Source organism: Leptolyngbya subtilissima AS-A7 (genome assembly GCF_039962255.1).
Lineage (GTDB): Bacteria > Cyanobacteriota > Cyanobacteriia > Phormidesmidales > Phormidesmidaceae > Nodosilinea.
Window position 1 is genome coordinate 334,855 of the sequence record NZ_JAMPKY010000005.1, and the last position, 19,773, is coordinate 354,627.

A 19,773-nucleotide genomic window follows, 5' to 3' on the forward strand; every position below is an offset into this window, starting at 1 on the left:
TAGAGACATGAAAAGTTAGATTAGGTTGTGGGCTGATCCCCAGATTTTTAGCATGGAGATGTGCGGCGCGTTGGCGAAGCCTGATCTGGGCAAGATCGCCGGTCTCCAGCTACTTAGAAATTTCAGCAGTCCTTACGAGTGGAGCGTTTCGGTCGCACAGCCTTTGCGAGTACTTCTTTGAGGTGGCGACATGGTAGCTACGTCTGTAGTTCAACATTCTTTGGTGCAGCGTGATCAACAGTTGGTGCTCTGGCTCGACCAGGTGCGGCTAGAGGATGTGCACCTTGTGGGCGGCAAAAATGCCTCCCTGGGAGAAATGATTCAGCAGCTTACGCCCAAGGGCGTAAGAGTGCCAACAGGGTTTGCCACCACCTCCTACGCCTACCGCTACTTCATTGAGAAAACCGGGCTCGATGCCCAACTGCGGCAGGTGCTGGGTGGCTTTGACGTCAATGATGTGAGCGAGCTGCGGCGACGGGGCAGAAAGGCGCGATCGCTCATTCTCAACGCCACCTTCCCCGACGACCTGAAGGCTGCCATTCTCACGGCTTACCACCAGATGTGTGAGGAGGCAGGGCAGAGCCTTTGCTTTGGCGATGAGTCCTGCCTGCAAGACCACGCCTACACTGAGGTTGATGTGGCTGTGCGCTCTAGCGCCACCGCCGAAGATTTGCCCGACGCCAGCTTTGCGGGCCAGCAAGAGACCTACCTGAACGTCTACGGCGACCAGGCGGTGCTAATTGCCTGCAAGAAATGCTACGCCTCGCTGTTTACCGATCGCGCCATTTCCTATCGCACCACCAAACACTTTGACCACTTTGATGTGGCGCTATCGGTGTGCATTCAGCGCATGGTGCGCTCCGATCTCGCCACCTCGGGGGTGATGTTCTCCATCGATACTGAGACCGGCTTCCAAAACGCGGTGCTGCTGACCGCCGCCTACGGTTTGGGCGAAAATGTGGTGCAGGGTACCGTCAACCCTGACGAATATGTGGTGTTTAAGCCCACCCTCAAATCTGGCCACAAACCTATTCTCAGCAAGCGCCTGGGCACCAAAGCCCTGCGCATGGTCTACAACACCACCGGCACCGAGCTGACCAAAAACGAGCCGGTGCCCCTAGCCGACCAAGAGCGTTTTGCCATCGAAGAAGACGACATTCTTCAGCTTGCCCAATGGGCCTGCACCATCGAAGAGCACTACAGCCAGCTGCGCGGTGTCCACAGTCCCATGGATATTGAGTGGGCCAAGGATGGCCACACGGGGGAGCTATTTATCGTGCAGGCCCGGCCTGAGACGGTGCAATCGCAGAAATCTCAGAATGAGCTGCGATCATACATTCTCGACGTGCCCGAGGGTGTGGAACCGGTGGCCCGAGGGCGCGCCGTGGGCGATCTGATTGGCCAAGGCGAGGCCTGCGTGATTTTAGAGGTGTCCCAAATTGCCGAGTTCCGTCCTGGGGAAGTGCTGGTCACGGCCCGTACTGACCCCGACTGGGAGCCAATTATGAAGCAGGCCAGTGCGATCGTCACTGACCAGGGCGGGCGTACCTGCCACGCCGCCATCATTGCGCGGGAGCTGGGTATTCCGGCGATCGTCGGCTGCGACAATGCCACCCAAATGCTCAAGATGGGTGATTTCGTCACTGTCTCCTGCGCCGAGGGCGAGGAAGGGGTGATCTACCGAGGCGAGCTGCCCTTTAGGGTCGAAACCACCAAGCTCGATAGCCTACCCGAAACCCGCACTAAGATCATGATGAACGTGGGCAACCCCGAGAAGGCCTTTACCCTAGCCGCCCTGCCCAACGACGGTGTTGGCCTAGCCCGGCTAGAATTTATCATCGCCAACCACATTAAAGTGCACCCGCTGGCCCTGCTCAACTTTGACAGCCTCGCCAACGGGTCTGAAAAGCGTGAGATTCAGCAGTTGACGGCTCATTATGACCACAAACCCGACTATTTCGTCGATAAGCTGGCCCAGGGCGTAGGCACCCTGGCTGCCGCCTTTTATCCCAAATCTGTTGTTGTCCGTCTATCCGACTTTAAGAGCAACGAGTATGCCCACCTGCTGGGTGGCAGCACCTTCGAACCTGATGAAGAAAACCCGATGCTGGGCTGGCGCGGTGCCTCCCGTTACTACGACGAGCGCTACCGCGACGGCTTTGCCCTCGAGTGCCAGGCCCTCAAGCGGGTGCGTGACGACATGGGCCTCACCAACGTGATTTTGATGGTGCCCTTCTGCCGCACCCCTGAAGAGGGTCGTCGGGTGCTTGAGGAAATGGCCCAGCACGGCCTGGTGCGTGGCGAAAATGATCTGAAGGTCTACGTGATGTGCGAACTGCCCAATAACGTAATCTTGGCCGACGAGTTCAGCCAGGTGTTCGATGGCTTTTCCATTGGCTCGAACGACCTCACGCAGCTTACCCTGGGGATCGATCGCGACTCGGCCCTGGTGGCCCATCTGTTCGACGAGCGCAGCACCGGGGTCAAGCGCATGGTGAAGATGGCGATTCAAACCGCTAAGGAGCACGGCCGCAAAATTGGCATTTGTGGTCAGGGCCCCAGCGACTACCCCGAGTTTGCCCGCTTCCTAGTAGAGCAGGGCATCGACTCCATCAGCCTCAACCCAGACACGGTGATCAAAACCCGCCTAGAGATCGCCGACATGGAGCAGCAAATAGGTTGAGAATGGCTACAACTCCCAGGGATATTTCAAAACCTGGAAAGTTTGAGCCTAAAGGATTGCTTCACGGGTGTTCGTAGTTTTGTGGGATAGCCCTCTTGGTCGTTCGGTCAGGACAGGCAGGAGCCTATTCCACAAAACCTAACGGCATTTGGCTAATCCGCTGATGAAAATTTAGGCAAGACTCTGATCAGTCTCGAAGTCTTTGAGTCCTGTGGGGTCATCGCTCGGGTCGAACGGTTTAGAGAAGAGCGTACTTTTGTGTGATTGGCGGCGAATAATTCTAAGCAGCTTAAGCAGTTAAGGACTGTAGCTGCTATGTACGATCTTGGCTTTCGTGAAAAGACTCAGTCAGAGTCATTTGGAAAAATCTTAATCAATCATTTGTACGATTAATCCTGAGATAGAGCCTTCTAGAAAAAGTAACCCTTATGCTGTAAAGCAAAGAGTTTGAGCGATCGCTTGCTCTGCCAAATTGCAGGTCAAAACCGATTATTTTGTCATTGCTTCATCACTGCGATCGTAGTCATTCTCTCCTCTAGATTATGAGTAGGAACAAATGAATCAGGTTAAGCCAGTTATCGTTGTTCACGGTGGAGCTAAAACCATTTCAAAAGACAAACTGGAAGCAAATCACGCTGGGTGTCGAGCAGCAGTAGAGGCGGGGTGGAAGATACTTCGTAGCGGTGGTAGTGCAGCTGCAGCCGTTGAAGCTGCTATTCAGGTATTAGAGTCTGACCAAACATTCAATGCCGGCTTCGGTTCAACCATGAACAGTGAAGGCGAAGTCGAAGACGATGCCGCCATGATGGATGGAGCAACGTTAGATTGGGGAGCCGTTGCAGCCGTGCAGGGAGTTCGTCATCCCATCTCCGTTGCCCGCAAGATTATGGAAGACAAGCCTCGATTCCTAGTGGCTGAAAGTGGTGAACGATTTGCCCTCGAGCACGGGCTAGAGGTGTGTGATAAAGATGACCTGGTCAGCGAAGAACAGTATCAGGAATGGAAAGAAGAAGCTAACGTCTTAGATCGTCCAAATACTGTGGGCTGTGTGGCACTTGACAGCAGTGGCAATCTTGCTGCAGGTACTTCCACAGGTGGTACGACTGGCCAATCCCAAGGACGTGTGGGCGATTCTGCTTTAGTTGGCGCTGGTTTATATGCGGATAATCAACTGGGAGCTTGCTCAACTACTGGGGATGGCGAATCAATTATTCCGGTGGTACTTGCGAAGACGGCAATCGATGCCTTAGCTGAAGAAACTCATCCAGACCAAGCAGCCCAACACGCGATCAACACCCTCAAAGCTCGTGTAAAAGGTGAGGCAGGCTGTATCTTGCTTGATAGCCAGGGACGCATCGGGTGGGCATACAACTCAGACAATATGGCGGTTGCCTACATGACTGAAGCTTTGCAGCAGCCAGCCGTTTTTACCCAAAAGGAATAATTATTTGCGATCGCTTAAACTGCTATGGTTTCTCAAACTGAATTTAAATTCTTTCAGGGCAATTCTTTTTCTGATCTTTTCGCTCAGGATATCGAAAACGAATCATGTGCCTTGATCTTGAATTATCCTGCAACTGCAAAGTGGGCTGCTTATCCCAACGTTCAGAAGTATTTTCTGCAGGATGGTAGCAGTGAAGCTACTAAAACCTCGTTTGACAAAATTTGCCAGAAAGAACCCTGGAAAAATTTAGCTGTACTGGGAGATACGCTTCCTGGGGTAGTCATTAGCCCACCGCAGAACCTCTTAATGCAATATTGGCAGGAGCATCTTGGATTTCGCAATTTCCAACTAGAGATGATGGATTGCTCAACGTATCTAGATGACTTTAACCAAAGCAACCACCTCAGCCAAGCAATTACGCTTTTTCCGTTTGATCGATTGCTGCCCGAAAAACATGCCGTCCATCCCGATACGCATTATCGCTTGTTAAGCAAAGCCACCCTCGCCGAGTTAGGGGTGCTCTGCCCAATTTATCAAACCTATGATTTAAGTCAGGTTGATTTAAATCAAATTCAGCTTCCTTCAGAGTATCCCTACCTAATTAAGACATCACATGGTCTTTCGGGCGAGGGTACCTATATTATCCGCAGCAAAAGCGATCTCAACTACTGCTTAGAAGAACTCAAGAAGTATAAGAGGATCAATTTATTAGAAACCATCATTGTTTCGGAGTTTGTTAAACATGAAGTTGGTAACTACTGTGTGCAATTCTATATTAATAAAGCTGGAGAGGTGACTCTAATTGGTGTGACACAGCAGTTAGTAAGTCCCGAAGGAAACTATTTAGGTGGGTTGGTTGATTACACAGATGACTTGAGTAAATTCTTTCAAATGATTTTGGCGGTGGGACAATATGCCCATCGATTAGGATATTTTGGTGTTATTGGTTTTGATGTTTTGGAAGACAGGAATGGCAAACTTTATGCGATCGACGCTAATTTTCGCATCAACGGCTCTACGCCGCTTTGTATCCAGCGTCAGTTGTTGCTGAAGCACGGTAAGGCGATCGCAAAATATTCGAGCGATTATCGGATGGAAGGAACGCTTGATTCAATTTTGCTCACACTGAAGTCAGAGCTAGAGCGCAAGGATTTTCTCATCTTATCGGCGTTAGAGAAGGTGAAGTACGGCAAAATCTACACCGAAATCTACGGCATTGTGACAGGAAAAAGCTTACAAGATATGCAACAGATCGAACAGAGCTTGCACAGCAAAGGCTTGCATTTGACGAGCTAATACACAGAGAGTACAGGGCGTGGTTAGGGTTGAGTGAGGTTCCAAAAACGCCCGTGTAGCTGACCGTTTGAGATTAATTTGATCACACCAGGCCTATGCTACCCCGGCAAACATGGCTTCGTAGGGCTGAGGATTGGCATTGTCTTGGGCAACAATTTCCACAATCTTGTTGCGCGACTGAGGCTGGTACAGTGCTTCTACACAGACCTCAGCTACCTTTGACCGGGGCACGCTGCCCTCAGACAGCGTGTCTGCCGAGGCCATAACTATGGGGCGGGTGTCGGCATCATCATCCTTAAGGCCACCGGGGCGAACGATGGTGTAGGTGAGACCGCTGGCTTGCAGGTAGGCCTCAGCCTGATGCTTCCAGTAAAGAATGAGAAAGAACAAATTGAGGGGGTGAAAGAAGCGGGAGGCGCAGAGCGACGACACCATGACAAAATGTTCGATGCTGGTTTCTTTGGCTACATCAATCAGGTTTTTGTTGCCTTCGTAGTCAACCTGGTAGGGCCCAGTGGGGTCAAAGCCGGGGCGAGCGCCGGTGGCCGATAGCAGCACAGTGCAGCCTGCGATCGCTTTGCGAATGCTCTCCTTATCGGTGACGCTGCCCTCCATCAAGGTGACCTCAATGGGTAGCTTGTCTCGGGCAGCGGCGGCATCGCGCACAAAGGCCACCACGGGCACGCCGCGACTCACGAGCTGGTTCACAATTTTTGAACCTGTGGCTCCAGTCGCCCCGGCAACAAATGCTTTCACAGCTACTCCCCCGATAGTTGTAGAACTGGCCCAATTTTACGAAAGGTGATGTGAAAAGAAACCAACCCTAGGGCTGGTTACATGAAACCGTGATAGGCATGACAGTTCTGAGGGACACACTTGAGATACTAAAGCCTTACGATGGGTTAAGCCTGGGACGCAACCTTTGGCTCAATTACATTGTCTGATGTCGTTTAAGCAAGTGGTTGCACAGTGACTCTTGAATTTATGCCATCTGCCCAAAACTCCAACGCCTCGCCCTTGCCGGGGGATGAGGAGGTTGGCGTTGAGGAAGCGGTGGTCAACGACCAAATTTCCCCGACCACCGCTGACCATGCGGTCGGCCAAGCCCCCCATGCTCAGGTACCCCTAGACGGGGCTCTGCTGTTAGAGGGGTACTACGCTGGCAAAATGGACATGGCCGCCGATAGCGACACCGTTGGTCGCTACCTCAACAGCCATCGGGGGTGGTTTACCCGCTGCGCTCACCCAATGCAGGTAGAGGCGCTCTCAGACCACGGCTATGGACTGGTGGTAGGGCGCTTCTCGGTGCTGGGCTATGAAGTAGAGCCTAAAGTAGGTCTCTATTTGTCGCCCCTCGACCATCAGGTCTACCGCATTGATACGATTCCGGTGCCGGGGTACGTGCCTCCCGGCTACGACGTCGATTTTCATGCGGTGATGCGCTTGCAGGATGGCCCTAATGCCACCCCTCCCGCCACCAATCTCACTCAGGTTGATTGGGATCTGAGCCTAGCGGTCAAGATTCACATGCCACGCCTGCTCAACTCGGTGCCGCGATCGCTGCTCAAGTCTTCGGGCGATCGCCTCCTTAACCAGGTGGTGCGCCAGGTCTCTAAGCGCCTCACCCGCAAGGTGCAAGACGACTTTCACCACAGCCACAACCTGCCCCTGCCCGAGAGCTACCGGGGCCACCACTTCTGGTCGAACTGGGGCCGGTGATCGGGCGGCGGTGTCTACGATGGCTTGCTTAGGCTAAACCTGGAGATGGTTGGAACCGGCAACACAAAGCGATCGCGGCCTAGGAGCTTCCTTTGAGCCGCGATCGCTAAAGACTTGATTGCTTAGAACTTGCCTCGGTCGCCCTACTGACTAGGATCCGGCTGAAGCTTGCAGGTCAGTTAGCAGCCGTTGCACAATTTTCATGCCGGTAAAGGCTTGCCAGCTAAACAGCCCAACTAGCACCATATTGAGGGTGATGTGGGTGAGACGAGCCGTCTCACTGCCCTTCTGCATAAACGGCACTAGGGCGGCAGAGATAGCGATCAGGCTTGCCATCCCCAGACCTGCCAGCAGGTGAGGCCCCACAAACAGCTTGCCGGCCTCTAAGTAGGTAGCCCCCATGCCACCCACTGTGCCAAGCACCATCCAGGCCAGCAATACAGAGCCGACCTTGTGGTGCTTAAGGGCAAACTTGCCTTTGATCAACTCTTTGCGGGCTTCGGCATCAGCCAGGCGGGTGCGGCGCGACTGAACCCCCAGGTAAAGGGCGTAGAGGGTCATCGCCAGCAGCAGCCACATGGTTATGGGGTGAACAAAGTTGAGCCAGGGTTTAATCGTGTCTAAGGTCATGGGGCTCCGTTGTTGCGTTTTCCGGCGTTACATTTATTTAACAAAATTATAGGAGCACAGATTCTGGCTTGGCAAAGCATTGGCTCAGAATGAGTCCAGAATAAATTAAGTTACTGGCAGGAACCCAGGTTCAGGGATAGCGCTGTGCAGGCCCAGGTCTGGGTGTTGCCCCATCCGTCACCCGGGAGCATGGCCTCATTCGTTGTAGAGAAACCAGTTTTAGGGAGATGTCATGCGGCGATTGCAGCGGTTTGTGACAGCATTACTGGCCAGTTTCTTGGGGGCGGTGCTGTTTAGCCAGGGGCTTGGCCTGGGGGTATCTCCAGGATTTGCGGCAGAGCCTGCTGGAGTGGTGGCGGAACCAATGGCAACGGCACAGGCCAGTGCTGAGGATGCGCTGCTGGTGGACCCGGTCGCGCGGCCCGAAAATACGCTGCCTACTCCCTTCCCAGAGCAGCCTGACGGCACCCTGAAGCTGCCGCCCAAAGAACCCGAAATTCCTGAAATTCCTGGGACTGGCTCTGAGACGGTTCCGACAGCCGCAGATATTGATGCCGATTCGACCGTAGGGCGGGCGCTGCTGCTATCTGGCCTTTCGCCAGAGGTGGCCAAGCGCAGCGAGATCTTGATCGAGGCCGATCGCCTCTACCAAGCGGGCAATCACGACGATGCTGAACTCCTCTATCGGGCCGCCAAAGACCCAGAATGGTTGGCAGAAACGGGGCCAGAGCTGGCGATCGCTCCCCTCACCGACCCCGCTGAGCTACCGCCCGCCGGGCAGGTCTACTGGCGTGAGGCCCAGGCCGGAGCCGCGTCCGAGTTCCCCAATCGGGTGCTGGTTCCCCTAGAGCTACTGGTGGAAAACTACCCCGAGTTTTTGCCGGGGCAGGCCCTCTACGCCCGCTACCTGGTGCAGCATGATCGGGCTGACGAGGCGGCTCGGGTATTGGATGGGGCGATCGCCCGCTATCCCTACAACCCCGACTTGCTTAAGGCCCAGGCCGAGGTGCAGATGGCCCGCGAACAGTGGATTGAAGCTGCCATTACCGCCAACCAGTTCGCCGTTCTCAACCCCGAGCACCCCGAAGCTGAAGCCATGAGCACCCTGGCCCGGCAGAACCTCGATCGCTTCCGTGGCGAGACGAACCAGACCCTGACCCACAATTTGATATCAAACATTGTCACTGGGGCGGCCGGTTACATTCTCACCGGAGGGCTGCTAGGGCCGTTTAGCGCGCTCAATTCCGGCATTTTGCTCATGCAGGGCGAAAGCGGTCTGGGCAATCAGGTGGCCGAGCAGGTGAAGCGACAGCTGCCCATTGTCGATGACCCTGAGATTCGTGCCTACGTGAATAACATGGGCCAGCGGCTAGCCGCCCTGGCCGGCCGCGACGAGTTTGATTATACGTTTGAGGTCATCATGGATGACAGCCTCAACGCCTTTGCCCTGCCTGGCGGCAAAATTTTCTTGAATGCTGGAGCGATCACCAAAAGCCACTCCGAAGCCGAACTGGCCGGTTTGGTTGGCCATGAACTGGCCCATGCGGTGCTCTCCCACAGTTTTCAGATGGTGACCCAGGGCAACCTTACCGCCAGCTTGGCCTCTTTTATTCCCATTCCTGAGGTGGCCAACATCGCTGCTGGGCTGGTGGTGTCGAGCTACTCCCGCGACATGGAGCGCCAGTCAGACATTTTGGGCACCAAGCTGCTGGCCACCAGCCGCTACGCCGCTGATGGGCTGCACAATCTGATGATTACCCTCGAAAACGAGTTCGGCAACCAGGGCGTGACCTGGTTTGCCTCGCACCCCAATCCGGGCGATCGCGTTAGCTACCTCAAGCAGCTGGTCGACCAGGGCGGCTTCAACCGCTACGCCTACGAAGGGGTCGAAACTCACCTAAAGATGCGCTACAAAATGAACCAGCTAATCACCCAGTACAAGCTGGAGCAAGGCATTCCAGAAGATGAACCGATTCAGGATAGGCGGCGCTAAGCCAAGCTTTCCCAAGGATTAGCGCACCTGTTGTAGGTTTGGGCATTGTGGCGACGGTCAAGATAACTGAGCTATTCAACTAAGCGCAGAACCGTATCAAACGCCCCTTAGGACGTTCACCCCACGACCTCTGCCAGCAGCAGCACCACCCCCACCCCAAAGCACCCCACCATTGACCAAAAGGCAATTTTGGCGCTTTGATCGACGCTCTTGGTAATGGCCTCGTGGGATTTCAGCGTGATGATGTAGGGTTGGTCGTCCTGGGCAGGCTTTTCAATGGCGATAGTGCCGGTGCGATCGCTCGCCATGCCCACCACCAGCAAAGGCCGATCGAGCGGCATAACGGTCTCCCGATAGCGGTAGCCCAGGGTGCGGCGAGGGCCGCTGATACTGTCTTCCCCTAGAGCCAGCGAGAATGGTCCAAAGGAGAGCATGCCTCCAGCAGGGTTGCCCGGTCGAAATTCGTCCAGCACCTCCACCGCCTCGATCTTGGCATCTTCAGGATCCACGCGCACCTGCCCCGACGGATCTACCAGGTCGAAGGGAATACGCTGACTGTGCTCGCTGATGGTTTCTGAGCTCCGCTGGGTGCGAGTCGTAACTTTGCCGTCACTGTCTTTTTCGCGTACGGTTTCTTCGTACTCGCGCACCACGGTGCTGGTGTAGCAAACGCAGGGAACCTCTTTAAATTCTGAAGTGAGAGGTGTGGCCGTTTTGACGGTGCCCCACAGCCACACATAGTCGCGCCAGTCGCCGCCGCCAATTTCCTTAGAAACGGCAGTAGCGGTAGCCTCTAGGTCTGCCGCCTGACAGGCATGAGCCAGTTTGAGCTGACGACAGCGGCCCTGCTGGCGGTTTTGCACCCACCCGAGCACGGCCCCAGCGATAATGAAAATAATGCCTGCGATCGCCATACTGCTCTCCCGTCAATGACTGTCAGCTCTGGCTATCAGCTTGCCCAGACGCAGCGCTAGAAACCCTGCCCCTTAACGAATTTGCACGAAAGGCTTTCCCACTGGCGTTATTTACCGAAAGGTTTTGTTGCAAAACTTAAAGCGTTGCCGACTGTCCTGAAAGCCCTGATACACTGACATTTAGCGATTCGTTGGACAGTCTCTGCTCTCAGGATGTGATTAGTCCAGAGCATCTAGAGTTTCAACGACTGCTTCCCCTAGCATCGCTGCCGGGAGATAGACCGGCCCACGTTCACCGCGCCATTGAAGGACTCATGGTAGATTCCCTTAAAAAGCCTGAATTTCAAGAGATTCGCCCAGGGGTAAAGTCTCCCGCCAAAGACACCATTCTCACCCCTCGGTTTTACACCACCGACTTTGACGAGATGGCCGCCATGGACATCTCGGTCAACGAAGACGAGCTACTCGCCATCCTCGAAGAATTTCGGGCTGACTACAACCGCCACCACTTCGTGCGCAGTGATGTCTTTGACAAGTCCTGGGACTCGATCAGTGGCGAGACCCGGCAAATGTTTGTGGAATTTCTAGAGCGCTCCTGCACCGCTGAGTTCTCGGGCTTTTTGCTCTACAAAGAACTGGGCCGCCGCCTCAAGGGCAAGAATCCTGTGCTGGCCGAGTGCTTTGAGCTGATGTCGCGCGATGAAGCGCGCCACGCGGGCTTTCTCAACAAGGCCATGTCTGACTTCAACCTACAGTTAGACCTGGGCTTTTTGACCAAGAGCAAAGACTACACCTTCTTTAAGCCCAAGTTCATCTTCTACGCCACTTACCTGTCTGAGAAGATTGGCTACTGGCGCTACATCACCATCTTCCGCCACCTCGAGTCTCACCCCGAGAACGAGATTTACCCCATCTTCCGCTTCTTTGAGAACTGGTGCCAGGACGAAAACCGCCACGGCGACTTCTTCTCGGCCCTGATGAAGGCTCAGCCCGAAATCCTCAACGACTGGAAGGCCAAGCTGTGGTGCCGCTTCTTCCTGCTGTCGGTGTTTGCCACCATGTACCTCAACGACCTCCAGCGCAGCGGCTTCTACGCCTCCCTAGGGCTCAATGCTCGTGATTACGACATTGAGGTGATTGAGAAGACCAACGAAACCGCTGGGCGCGTCTTCCCAGTGACGCTAAACGTCAACCACCCCAGCTTCTTTAAGCGGTTGGATGTGGCAGCGGCAGCGAACGACAAACTGGCTAAAGTTTCGGCCTCTAACCAGCCCAAGCCTGTGCAGCTGCTGCAAAAGCTACCCCACATTGCCACCATTGGTTGGCAGCTGGTGCAGCTTTACTTCCTCAAGCCCATCGATACCATTGCCGTCCGCGGTCAGGTGCGCTAGAGGACATTCGCCATTTACCGGAACGCTATCCTCGTTTCCCCCAGCGGTTTTGCTCTTTGAGTGAGGCCGCTTTTTTTGCCTGTCCACCGGGTAGCAGTTCAGCAGGACGAAGGCGGTAAGATGCATAGGGTTTATTGTGTGAGCTAGGAGCCGCCAAGTGGTGTCAACAACAATTCGACTGTTGCAACTGGGGGGCTGTCTAGCCGTGCTTGGGGCTGGGCAGAGCGCCATGGCCCTTGAGGAGCGAGCCAATGTCGCTGAAGAGGTTGCGCCCACAACGCCTAGCGTTGAAACTCTCCACAACTCGCCAGCCTCTGGCTTAGCCATTTGCCCTGAAACCGTCGAGTTTGTAAAATCTTGTACGGTTTCCTTTGAGGCAACGCTGTCAACGGTTAGTGCTATCCCAGAGACGTTAGCCCTTGAGCCCGAGGCAGCGGCCCCTCCCCTTGACCTCGACCCGGCTGTGATCGAAGGCAGCCCGACGCTCCAGCGCTGGCTAGAGGATGTGCCCGATGTAGCCAACGAGATTCGTCATCGGCCCAGCTTTCGCACTAGGCTGCGGGTCGGCTACGCCCAGTTTCCCTCTACAGGGCAGGTTGGTGGCTTTGGGGTAGCGGTAGAAGACGTCTTTGTGCCGGGCACAGGCCTCTCCGCCAGTATTGACTACAGCCGTAGCTGGAATGGCCAGCGCGAATCTTACGGGGGTGAGGCGCGTTATTATCTGCTGCCTCTAGGTGGCTATTTTAATATTGCGCCCACGGTGGGTTATCGATCTCTCAGCACTCCGGCCTACCAAACAGATGGGCTAGATGTGGGCCTGCGCCTGATGCTAGTGCCGTCGCGGGGCGGTGGAGCTGACTTGGCTCTAAGCCAGCGATGGGTGGCACCGGGCAGCGAGGAGGAAGTAGGGATTACGAGCCTGGCGATCGGTTATGCCGTAACCCGGCAGCTGCGGCTGGGCACTGATTTTCAGCGGCAAAACTCCCGTTTTGGCCAAGACAGCCGCGTAGGAGTTTCTTTAGAACTGCTGCTGTAGTCGTTGTTGTCGCAGAGCGTTACTTCTGGTTGTTTACAAAGCCCTCAAGGTGCGCTGGTTTAAAGCAAAAAAAGGTGGAGAGCGATCGCTCTCCACCTTTTAGCTAGCCGAAGCAAGGCTGTGGGCTAGGGCAGGGTGCCCGGTTAGTTCGAGCCCGGTTCAGAGAACTCGGCATCGATCACATCATCGCCACCGGAGCCATCGCCAGGGGTAGCGTCGGGGCCAGGGGCTGCGCCAGCCGCATCGTCACCGGCCTGTTGATACAGGTTGGTGCTGATGCCATAGAGGGTCTGTTGCAGTTCGCCCGTGAGGGTTTTGATGGTGTCAAAGTCCTCGGCTTCAATGGCGGTTCTGAGGGCCTTGATTTGCTCCTCTGCTTTTTCCTTATCAGCGGCGGGCACTTTGTCGCCCATATCAGCCAGCTGCTTCTCAGCCTGGTAGGAGAGTGAGTCAGCCTGGTTCTTGAGGTCGATGCGCTCGCGACGCTCTTTGTCAGCGGCAGAGTTGGCTTCGGCATCCTTCACCATGCGCTCGATCTCAGACTCATCCAGCCTTGAGGCACCGGAGATGGTGATGGTCTGCTCTTTGCCGGTGCCCTTGTCTTTGGCGGTGACATTGAGAATGCCGTTGGCATCGATGTCAAAGATCACCTCGATCTGGGGCACGCCACGGGGCGCAGGGGGAATGCCAGAGAGCTGGAAGGTACCAAGGCTCTTGTTGTCAGTGGCCATTTCGCGCTCGCCCTGGAGCACTTTGATCTCCACGTTGGTTTGCCCGTCTTGGGCGGTGGAGAACACCTCCGACTTCTTGGTGGGAATGGTGGTGTTGCGGGGGATGAGTTTGGTCATCACGCCGCCCAGGGTTTCCACACCGAGAGACAGGGGGGTAACATCGAGCAGCAGGATGTCTTTGACTTCCCCAGCCAGCACGCCACCTTGAATAGCAGCACCTACGGCCACGACCTCGTCAGGGTTGACGGTTTCGTTGGGCTCTTTGTCGAGGGTGCGCTTGACTACGTCCTTGATGGCAGGAATGCGGGTGGAACCGCCCACCAGCACCACTTCGTCAATGGCGGTCTTGGCAATCTTGGCATCCTTAAGAGCCTGCTCGACGGGGATGCGGCAGCGATCGATCAGATCGGCGCACAGCTCCTCAAACTTGGCTCGAGTGAGGGTCATTTCCAGGTGCTTGGGGCCATCCTGGGTCGCGGTGATGAAGGGCAGGTTGATTTCAGCCTGGGTAACGCTTGACAGCTCAATTTTGGCTTTTTCAGCAGCTTCAGTCAGGCGCTGCAGGGCCTGCTTGTCTTTGCGCAGCTCGATGCCTTCCATCTTTTGGAACTCACCGGCTAGGTAGTCAACGATCTTCTTATCGAAGTCGTCGCCGCCCAGGTGGGTGTCGCCCGAGGTAGCCAGCACTTCAAATACACCGTCGCCCACTTCGAGAATGGAGACGTCGAAGGTACCACCGCCAAGGTCGAAGACCAGGATGGTTTCGTTGCTCTTGCGATCGAGACCGTAGGCCAGCGAAGCGGCAGTCGGCTCGTTGATGATGCGCAGTACCTCTAGACCGGCAATTTTACCGGCGTCTTTAGTAGCTTGGCGCTGGGAGTCGTTGAAGTAGGCCGGCACGGTGATCACGGCCTGGGTGACTTTTTCACCCAGATACTTGCCGGCATCGTCGGCCAGTTTGCGCAGAATTTGAGCCGAAATTTCTTCGGGTGAAAATTGCTGGCCTGCTTGAGGGCAGTCAATTTTGACGTTGTTGCCTACGTTCATCACCTTGTAGGCAACTTCGGTGGACTCGGTGGTGACTTCGTCAAAGCGACGACCGATGAAGCGCTTGACCGAGTAAAAGGTGTTCTCGGTATTCATGACCGCTTGGCGCTTGGCGATTTGGCCAACGAGGCGATCGCCATTCTTAGCGTAAGCGACGACCGAGGGGGTAGTGCGAAAGCCTTCGGCGTTAGCGATAACAGTGGGCTTTCCCCCTTCCATAACAGCAACCACAGAGTTAGTGGTGCCTAGGTCGATTCCAACTACTTTACCCATATTGTCTTTGCTCCGGCTTGACAGCTATATCATCTATAGTGCTTGCTCAAGCCATTTCTCTGAAGGAGGGGATACCGAACCGTGGAAGGCGGGGTGTGGGGTGTAGGAGTGGATGAGGGGGCTGGGGAAGATGAGTAGGGTGTCCCTTACAAGATTTCGTGAATGTGAAGCAGCCAGTTTCTAGAAGACACAACAGCATCCTTAGTGACGGGTTCCCGGATATGGGCTTTGAGTCCTACGTCTACGGCGCAGCCTAATTTGGCTCTAACCTTGCTGACAGTGATCAACCCAGTTGATCGCAATTTATTTCAAATAGCGATCGCCCTCGGGAGTGAGGTGCAGATTGACCACAGCCCGCTCATACACCACAATCAACCCCTGTGCTGCCAGTCTCTCTAGCAATCGCTGGCGATCGCCCACCGACACCCGCCGATGAATCTGTCCGGGGCGAATTCTGCCGCCCAAGCACGATCGCAGAATCAGCAGCTCGTCGGGGGTGACGGGCCACACCGACAGATCGAGCTTGAGCAGAGTTTTGCTGGTGAGGGTGAGGCCAAATTGGGCGATGTCGTGGTCGTAGGTCAGCCAGCCCCTGGCCTGAAGTTGTTGACAGGCTTTGACCCGCTGGCGCATAGAACTTTTTCTCTCGACGGGCAGCACGGTGAGGGAATCGCAGGTGCCGCCAGCGGCCTTGAGCTGGCTCAGAATAGCTAACTCAAGAGGATTTGGAGCCAGAGGGGTGGTCTGGGTTGCGCTCATGAGGACTGAAAATGATGGTGTCGTCCTGAAACGATTAGCGTGGGGTGAAGTGTAATGGAAGGGGGCGGGGCGATCGCGCTTGGGGCTAGTCTCTGGCCATCGCGCTAGTTCATAGCAACTAGTTTTATCATGCCGCTTGCATCTTAACCACCGTGACCGCTGCCGTGTCTTTGAATTCTCAAACCTACCTGGGGCACAACCAGGAAGCCTATCAGGAGCTGCGACTGGCCCTGCAACTCAACCTGCGGCGGCAATTGCTGATTGCGGTGTGCGATGACCTGACTCTGCAAGAGCAATTAGCCCAGCGCCTGGAGGCTAACTTTAGCCCCCTGCCCGAGACAGTGCCCTTAGCAGCGGAGGTACGGGCGCGTCAATTCACGCTGGTGACGCTGCGGCTGAGCGGCGATCGCCCCGATTTGGTGCGCGAGGTGTTGCTGTGGCTGAAACAGGAGCGTCGGCTCCAGAGCAACTCGCCGACCACACCCGTGTTTCAAATTGTGGGTATCGACCAGCTCACCCGCCAGTCGCCTACGGTGCAAAACCGGTTTTTGGCTTCGCTGATTCGGGTCGATGCGCTGCTGACCCAGCTCGACTGTCGACTGGTGGTGTGGGTGCCACGCCCCTGGCTGGGCAAAATTCGCCAGTCGGTGCCGGGGTTTTGGCGATCGCGCAGCGGTCTGTTTGAGTTTATGGGTGAACCCGGTGCGTCCCCCTCGACTTCGGCTGAACCAGTGGTGGCGCCAGCGCCAACGAGCCCCTCAGCTAATCCCCCCGATCTCTGGCGGGTGCTGCGGGACGATCTTTCGACCTTTGAGCAGCCTGCGCCTGCGTCAACGGATCGTACTCCTAAGGATGCGGCGGTGGCACAGCGAGAGGTGCCGCCGACCGTAGAGCTGCCAACTCTGCTCAGCCCAAATTCTCAGGCTGTACCCGACAAGGCTCATGATCTGCCGCAGAATCCTCAGAACTACACCGTTGTAGAGCAAGGAACGTTTTCGAGTATTGTCATGCCGCCGATGGGCTCAACAGCGGCGGAGACCCTGGCAGCCTTACAGCGGGCTGAACCTATGCTGCCAACTGTTGAGCCGGTTCCTGTCCCTGTATCCAGCCCAACATCGCTGCACCCTACAGGAGATCTACAGCTCCCCCCCGATCTAGCCCAAGATGTGGAGCTGGCGAATCTATGGCGCTACATTCAGGGATTGGTTGAGCAGCAGGCGGGGCCGCTAACTTTAGCGCGGACGTACCTAGCTCTGGGCCAGATGGGGCGCGATCGCCTCTCGGTCGAAGCCCCTGCCGCCAGCGTGCTGGACTTTGCGACGGCAGTGTACGACCGGGCGATCGCCGGTTTGCCCGAGGGCAGTACTGACTGGTGCGATGCCCTCAACGACCTAGCCAGCCTCTACTGGCTCCAGGGTCAACAAGAGAGCACCCCTGACCCCGCCCCTTGGCTGCGCCGCAGCGTCAGCACCTACGAAAAAGCCCTCCAGGGCGGCGCCAAAGCGATCCCCGCCGACACCTTGGGGCGCATCTACGGCAACCTGGGCACTGTCTATGGGCTACTGGCGAACCTGGACGATCCAGCCCCCTGTCTAGAAAAGGCGGTGGCGGCGTATCAGCAGGCTTTAGTACACAGCCCGGCGGCGCGATCGCCCATCGACTACGCCAATCTGCAAAACAGCTTGGGGGCGATTCACTGGCGGCTGTCCCAATATGAGCAGCCTCAGCACCATCTGGCCCAGGCCATTGCCGCCTACGGTGAAGCTCTGGCCCACCGCACTGCCCAAGATGCGCTGCTGGAATATGCCATGGTGCAAAACAACCTGGGCATTGCCTACTGGAGTTTGGCCCAGCACCAACAGCCGGTATTTTTGCTCGAACGGGCGATCGCTGCCTACCAGGCCGCCCTCAAACACCGCACCGTGGCCGTTTCCCCGGCTGGCTGTGCGGCCACCGCCAATAACTTGGGCACTGCCTACTGGGATCTGGCGCAGCAGGCGGCTGTGGCAGGCGAACGGCGCATTGCTACCCTGCAACAAGCCGTTGCCGCCTACGAAACCGCTCTGGCCGCCGCCCAAATTGCCCTGCAAGAAACGCCACCCCCTGCCCTTGGTTTTGACCTATGGGCCACCTGTCACAGCGCCGGCGTGGTTCACGATCAGCTGGCTCAAGCGCTGCCAGAAACTCAGTCTGAAGCCCGTCAGCACCATCTAGAAACGGCCCTCAGCCAATACCTGCTGACCTACCAAGGCTGGTACGACAATCCCCAGCAAATGGAAGTACTGATCACAGCCCTGGTCTACAACGCCCACCTCAACTTTGAAATCCTCGGCATCCCCGGTCAGCAGGCGGTGCTCTCTAAGCTGCCGGGGGAGCTGTTGGCTCAGGTGTTGCGGCGGCTGTAGGAGTGGGGATGGGTAGTTGAGTAGGTGGGTGGATGGGTGGATGGGTACAAACTCTAAGACCCAAAGCCAAGCACCCAAATCGTTAAGAACCGTCGCACTCGCCTTCTCAAGGGCAAACCCTTGCAGGACAATGAAAGGCGTACTTAACGGTTTGCAACATCCCGCTAGAGCAGGGCTCCTGCCGGGCTAAAGGAATAACTATGGCCTACTACTGGTTCAAAGCGTTTCACATTGTCGGCGTGGTGGTGTGGTTCGCCGGGTTGTTTTACTTGGTGCGCCTGTTTATTTACCACGTCGAAGCCGAGGCCGAGCCAGAACCGGCCCGCAGCATTCTCAAGAACCAGTACACCATTATGGAAAAGCGCCTCTACGGCATCATTACCACCCCCGGCATGGTGGTTGCGGTTGCTATGGCTGTGGGGTTACTGGTGCTGATGCCTGAATACCTCAAGGATGGCTGGATGCACGCCAAGCTGGGGCTGGTGGCGGTGCTGCTGGCCTATCACCACTACTGCGCTCGGCTGATGCGTCAGCTGCACCGAGGCGAATGCAAGTGGTCGGGGCAACAGCTGCGGGCGCTCAACGAAGCCCCTACTCTGCTGCTGGTGGCGATCGTCATGCTAGTGATCTTTAAGAACAACTTCCCCACGGGGGCAACCACCTGGTTGATGGTGGGGCTGGTGGTGTTCATGGCTGCCACCATTCAGCTCTACGCCCGCAAGCGACGGCTAGATAAGGAAAAAGCTGCCCTCGATGCGATTCCTGAACCCCAAGCTTTGCAGAACTCCTGAGTTGGTGTCCCACCCGAGCAGGCGAACTTTGGCTGACAGACCACAGGAGGAGCAATGAGCTTACCGGGGACGCTGATCTACGGTGGATTCTGCTTTTCGATCATCGGTATAGTGTGGCTATCATCGTCCCAGGACATCGCTGACCACGCTCAGGAGGTAGCGCAATTGCGAGTAGCCACTGCCAATACCCTCAATGAGCAGGGCACTCGCGTGTTGCTAGAGGGCCGCGTGGGCGATCGCATGGCCTTTAGCGATCGCCCGCCCCTGGTTGCCTATAACGAATATCATTGGGGCGGTTAGAAGGGCACCTACTCCCCTACCCTTTGGGTACAAATTCCAGGGAAAAAAGTTGAGGTGACGGCGGGATATCAAATGCGATCTACGCCTTCTCGGGCAGATGGAGGTATCAATCGCAGCTATGGAGGCTTTGAAGTTAACGATCCCGTTTTGGTATTGGGCACCTTGAGCGCCGCTGGCGATCGCCCCGTAGTAAGCGAGGCGGAGATCGCATTTGAGACTAAAGAGGCTTATGTAGTGTCGGTAGAACGTGAGAGCCAGCAGCACCGCTGGTATAGCCTGTTTTGGCTCGTCTTGGGTGGCTTGATGACCCTGGGGGCAGGGGTGACGGCCCACGGGTCTAGGCGGCGCAGTCCTTTCTGAC

At 56.0% G+C, this 19,773-nt stretch carries 16 protein-coding genes; 11 read left to right on the plus strand and 5 right to left on the minus strand.

The window, feature by feature from the left end:
* Positions 1 to 190 precede the first annotated feature (190 nt).
* The 3 genes from ppsA (at position 191) to NC979_RS13245 (ending at position 5,423) form a co-directional block, all read left to right on the plus strand.
* A complete protein-coding gene (gene ppsA, locus NC979_RS13235) occupies positions 191 to 2,683 on the plus strand; it encodes a phosphoenolpyruvate synthase (protein WP_190522047.1) in 2,493 nt (830 codons plus the stop codon).
* A gap of 556 nt (positions 2,684 to 3,239) precedes the next feature.
* On the plus strand, positions 3,240 to 4,127 hold the full coding sequence (locus NC979_RS13240) for an isoaspartyl peptidase/L-asparaginase family protein (RefSeq protein WP_190522049.1): 888 nt from the start codon (positions 3,240 to 3,242) through the stop codon (positions 4,125 to 4,127).
* Between the two features lie 24 nt (positions 4,128 to 4,151).
* Positions 4,152 to 5,423: an ATP-grasp domain-containing protein gene (locus NC979_RS13245; protein ID WP_190522051.1), complete on the plus strand. Its 1,272-nt coding sequence runs from the start codon at positions 4,152 to 4,154 to the stop codon at positions 5,421 to 5,423.
* A 93-nt stretch (positions 5,424 to 5,516) separates the two neighbouring features.
* Here the strand turns inward: NC979_RS13245 and NC979_RS13250 are convergent, their stop codons facing one another.
* Positions 5,517 to 6,179: an NAD(P)H-binding protein gene (locus NC979_RS13250; protein ID WP_190522053.1), complete on the minus strand. Its 663-nt coding sequence runs from the start codon at positions 6,177 to 6,179 to the stop codon at positions 5,517 to 5,519.
* Positions 6,180 to 6,407: 228 nt separating this feature from the next.
* Between NC979_RS13250 and NC979_RS13255 the strand changes: the two genes are divergently transcribed.
* Positions 6,408 to 7,142, plus strand: coding sequence for a DUF1997 domain-containing protein (locus tag NC979_RS13255; RefSeq protein ID WP_190522055.1), 735 nt, complete (start codon positions 6,408 to 6,410; stop codon positions 7,140 to 7,142).
* Positions 7,143 to 7,292: 150 nt separating this feature from the next.
* On the opposite strand, the gene NC979_RS13260 is transcribed toward NC979_RS13255, so the two are convergent.
* Positions 7,293 to 7,772 (minus strand): DUF4079 domain-containing protein, encoded by a 480-nt coding sequence (locus tag NC979_RS13260; protein ID WP_190522057.1) that lies wholly within the window; start codon positions 7,770 to 7,772, stop codon positions 7,293 to 7,295.
* A 232-nt stretch (positions 7,773 to 8,004) separates the two neighbouring features.
* Here NC979_RS13260 and NC979_RS13265 point away from each other — a divergent pair, with 232 nt between their 5' ends.
* Positions 8,005 to 9,765: a M48 family metalloprotease gene (locus tag NC979_RS13265; protein WP_190522059.1), complete on the plus strand. Its 1,761-nt coding sequence runs from the start codon at positions 8,005 to 8,007 to the stop codon at positions 9,763 to 9,765.
* 116 nt (positions 9,766 to 9,881) lie between these two features.
* Here the strand turns inward: NC979_RS13265 and NC979_RS13270 are convergent, their stop codons facing one another.
* A complete protein-coding gene (locus NC979_RS13270; protein ID WP_190522061.1) occupies positions 9,882 to 10,679 on the minus strand; it encodes an E3 ubiquitin ligase family protein in 798 nt (265 codons plus the stop codon).
* Between the two features lie 314 nt (positions 10,680 to 10,993).
* Between NC979_RS13270 and acsF the strand changes: the two genes are divergently transcribed.
* Entirely contained in the window at positions 10,994 to 12,070 is a 1,077-nt protein-coding gene (acsF, locus tag NC979_RS13275; protein WP_190522265.1) for a magnesium-protoporphyrin IX monomethyl ester (oxidative) cyclase, read from the plus strand.
* Positions 12,071 to 12,227: 157 nt separating this feature from the next.
* A complete protein-coding gene (locus tag NC979_RS13280) occupies positions 12,228 to 13,106 on the plus strand; it encodes a hypothetical protein (RefSeq protein WP_347403963.1) in 879 nt (292 codons plus the stop codon).
* Between the two features lie 143 nt (positions 13,107 to 13,249).
* Here the strand turns inward: NC979_RS13280 and dnaK are convergent, their stop codons facing one another.
* The gene (gene dnaK, locus NC979_RS13285; protein WP_190522063.1) at positions 13,250 to 15,157 is read right to left on the minus strand and encodes a molecular chaperone DnaK; all 1,908 of its coding nucleotides are present in this window, start codon (positions 15,155 to 15,157) and stop codon (positions 13,250 to 13,252) included.
* Positions 15,158 to 15,460: 303 nt separating this feature from the next.
* Positions 15,461 to 15,916, minus strand: coding sequence for a hypothetical protein (locus NC979_RS13290; RefSeq protein ID WP_190522065.1), 456 nt, complete (start codon positions 15,914 to 15,916; stop codon positions 15,461 to 15,463).
* Positions 15,917 to 16,068: 152 nt separating this feature from the next.
* Between NC979_RS13290 and NC979_RS13295 the strand changes: the two genes are divergently transcribed.
* The 4 genes from NC979_RS13295 (at position 16,069) to NC979_RS13310 (ending at position 19,772) form a co-directional block, all read left to right on the plus strand.
* On the plus strand, positions 16,069 to 18,321 hold the full coding sequence (locus NC979_RS13295; RefSeq protein WP_190522067.1) for a tetratricopeptide repeat protein: 2,253 nt from the start codon (positions 16,069 to 16,071) through the stop codon (positions 18,319 to 18,321).
* 200 nt (positions 18,322 to 18,521) lie between these two features.
* Entirely contained in the window at positions 18,522 to 19,112 is a 591-nt protein-coding gene (gene hemJ / locus NC979_RS13300; RefSeq protein WP_190522069.1) for a protoporphyrinogen oxidase HemJ, read from the plus strand.
* A 54-nt stretch (positions 19,113 to 19,166) separates the two neighbouring features.
* Positions 19,167 to 19,412, plus strand: coding sequence for a hypothetical protein (locus NC979_RS13305; RefSeq protein ID WP_190522071.1), 246 nt, complete (start codon positions 19,167 to 19,169; stop codon positions 19,410 to 19,412).
* A 72-nt stretch (positions 19,413 to 19,484) separates the two neighbouring features.
* A complete protein-coding gene (locus NC979_RS13310) occupies positions 19,485 to 19,772 on the plus strand; it encodes a hypothetical protein (protein WP_190522073.1) in 288 nt (95 codons plus the stop codon).
* The last annotated feature ends 1 nt before the right edge of the window (position 19,773 follow it).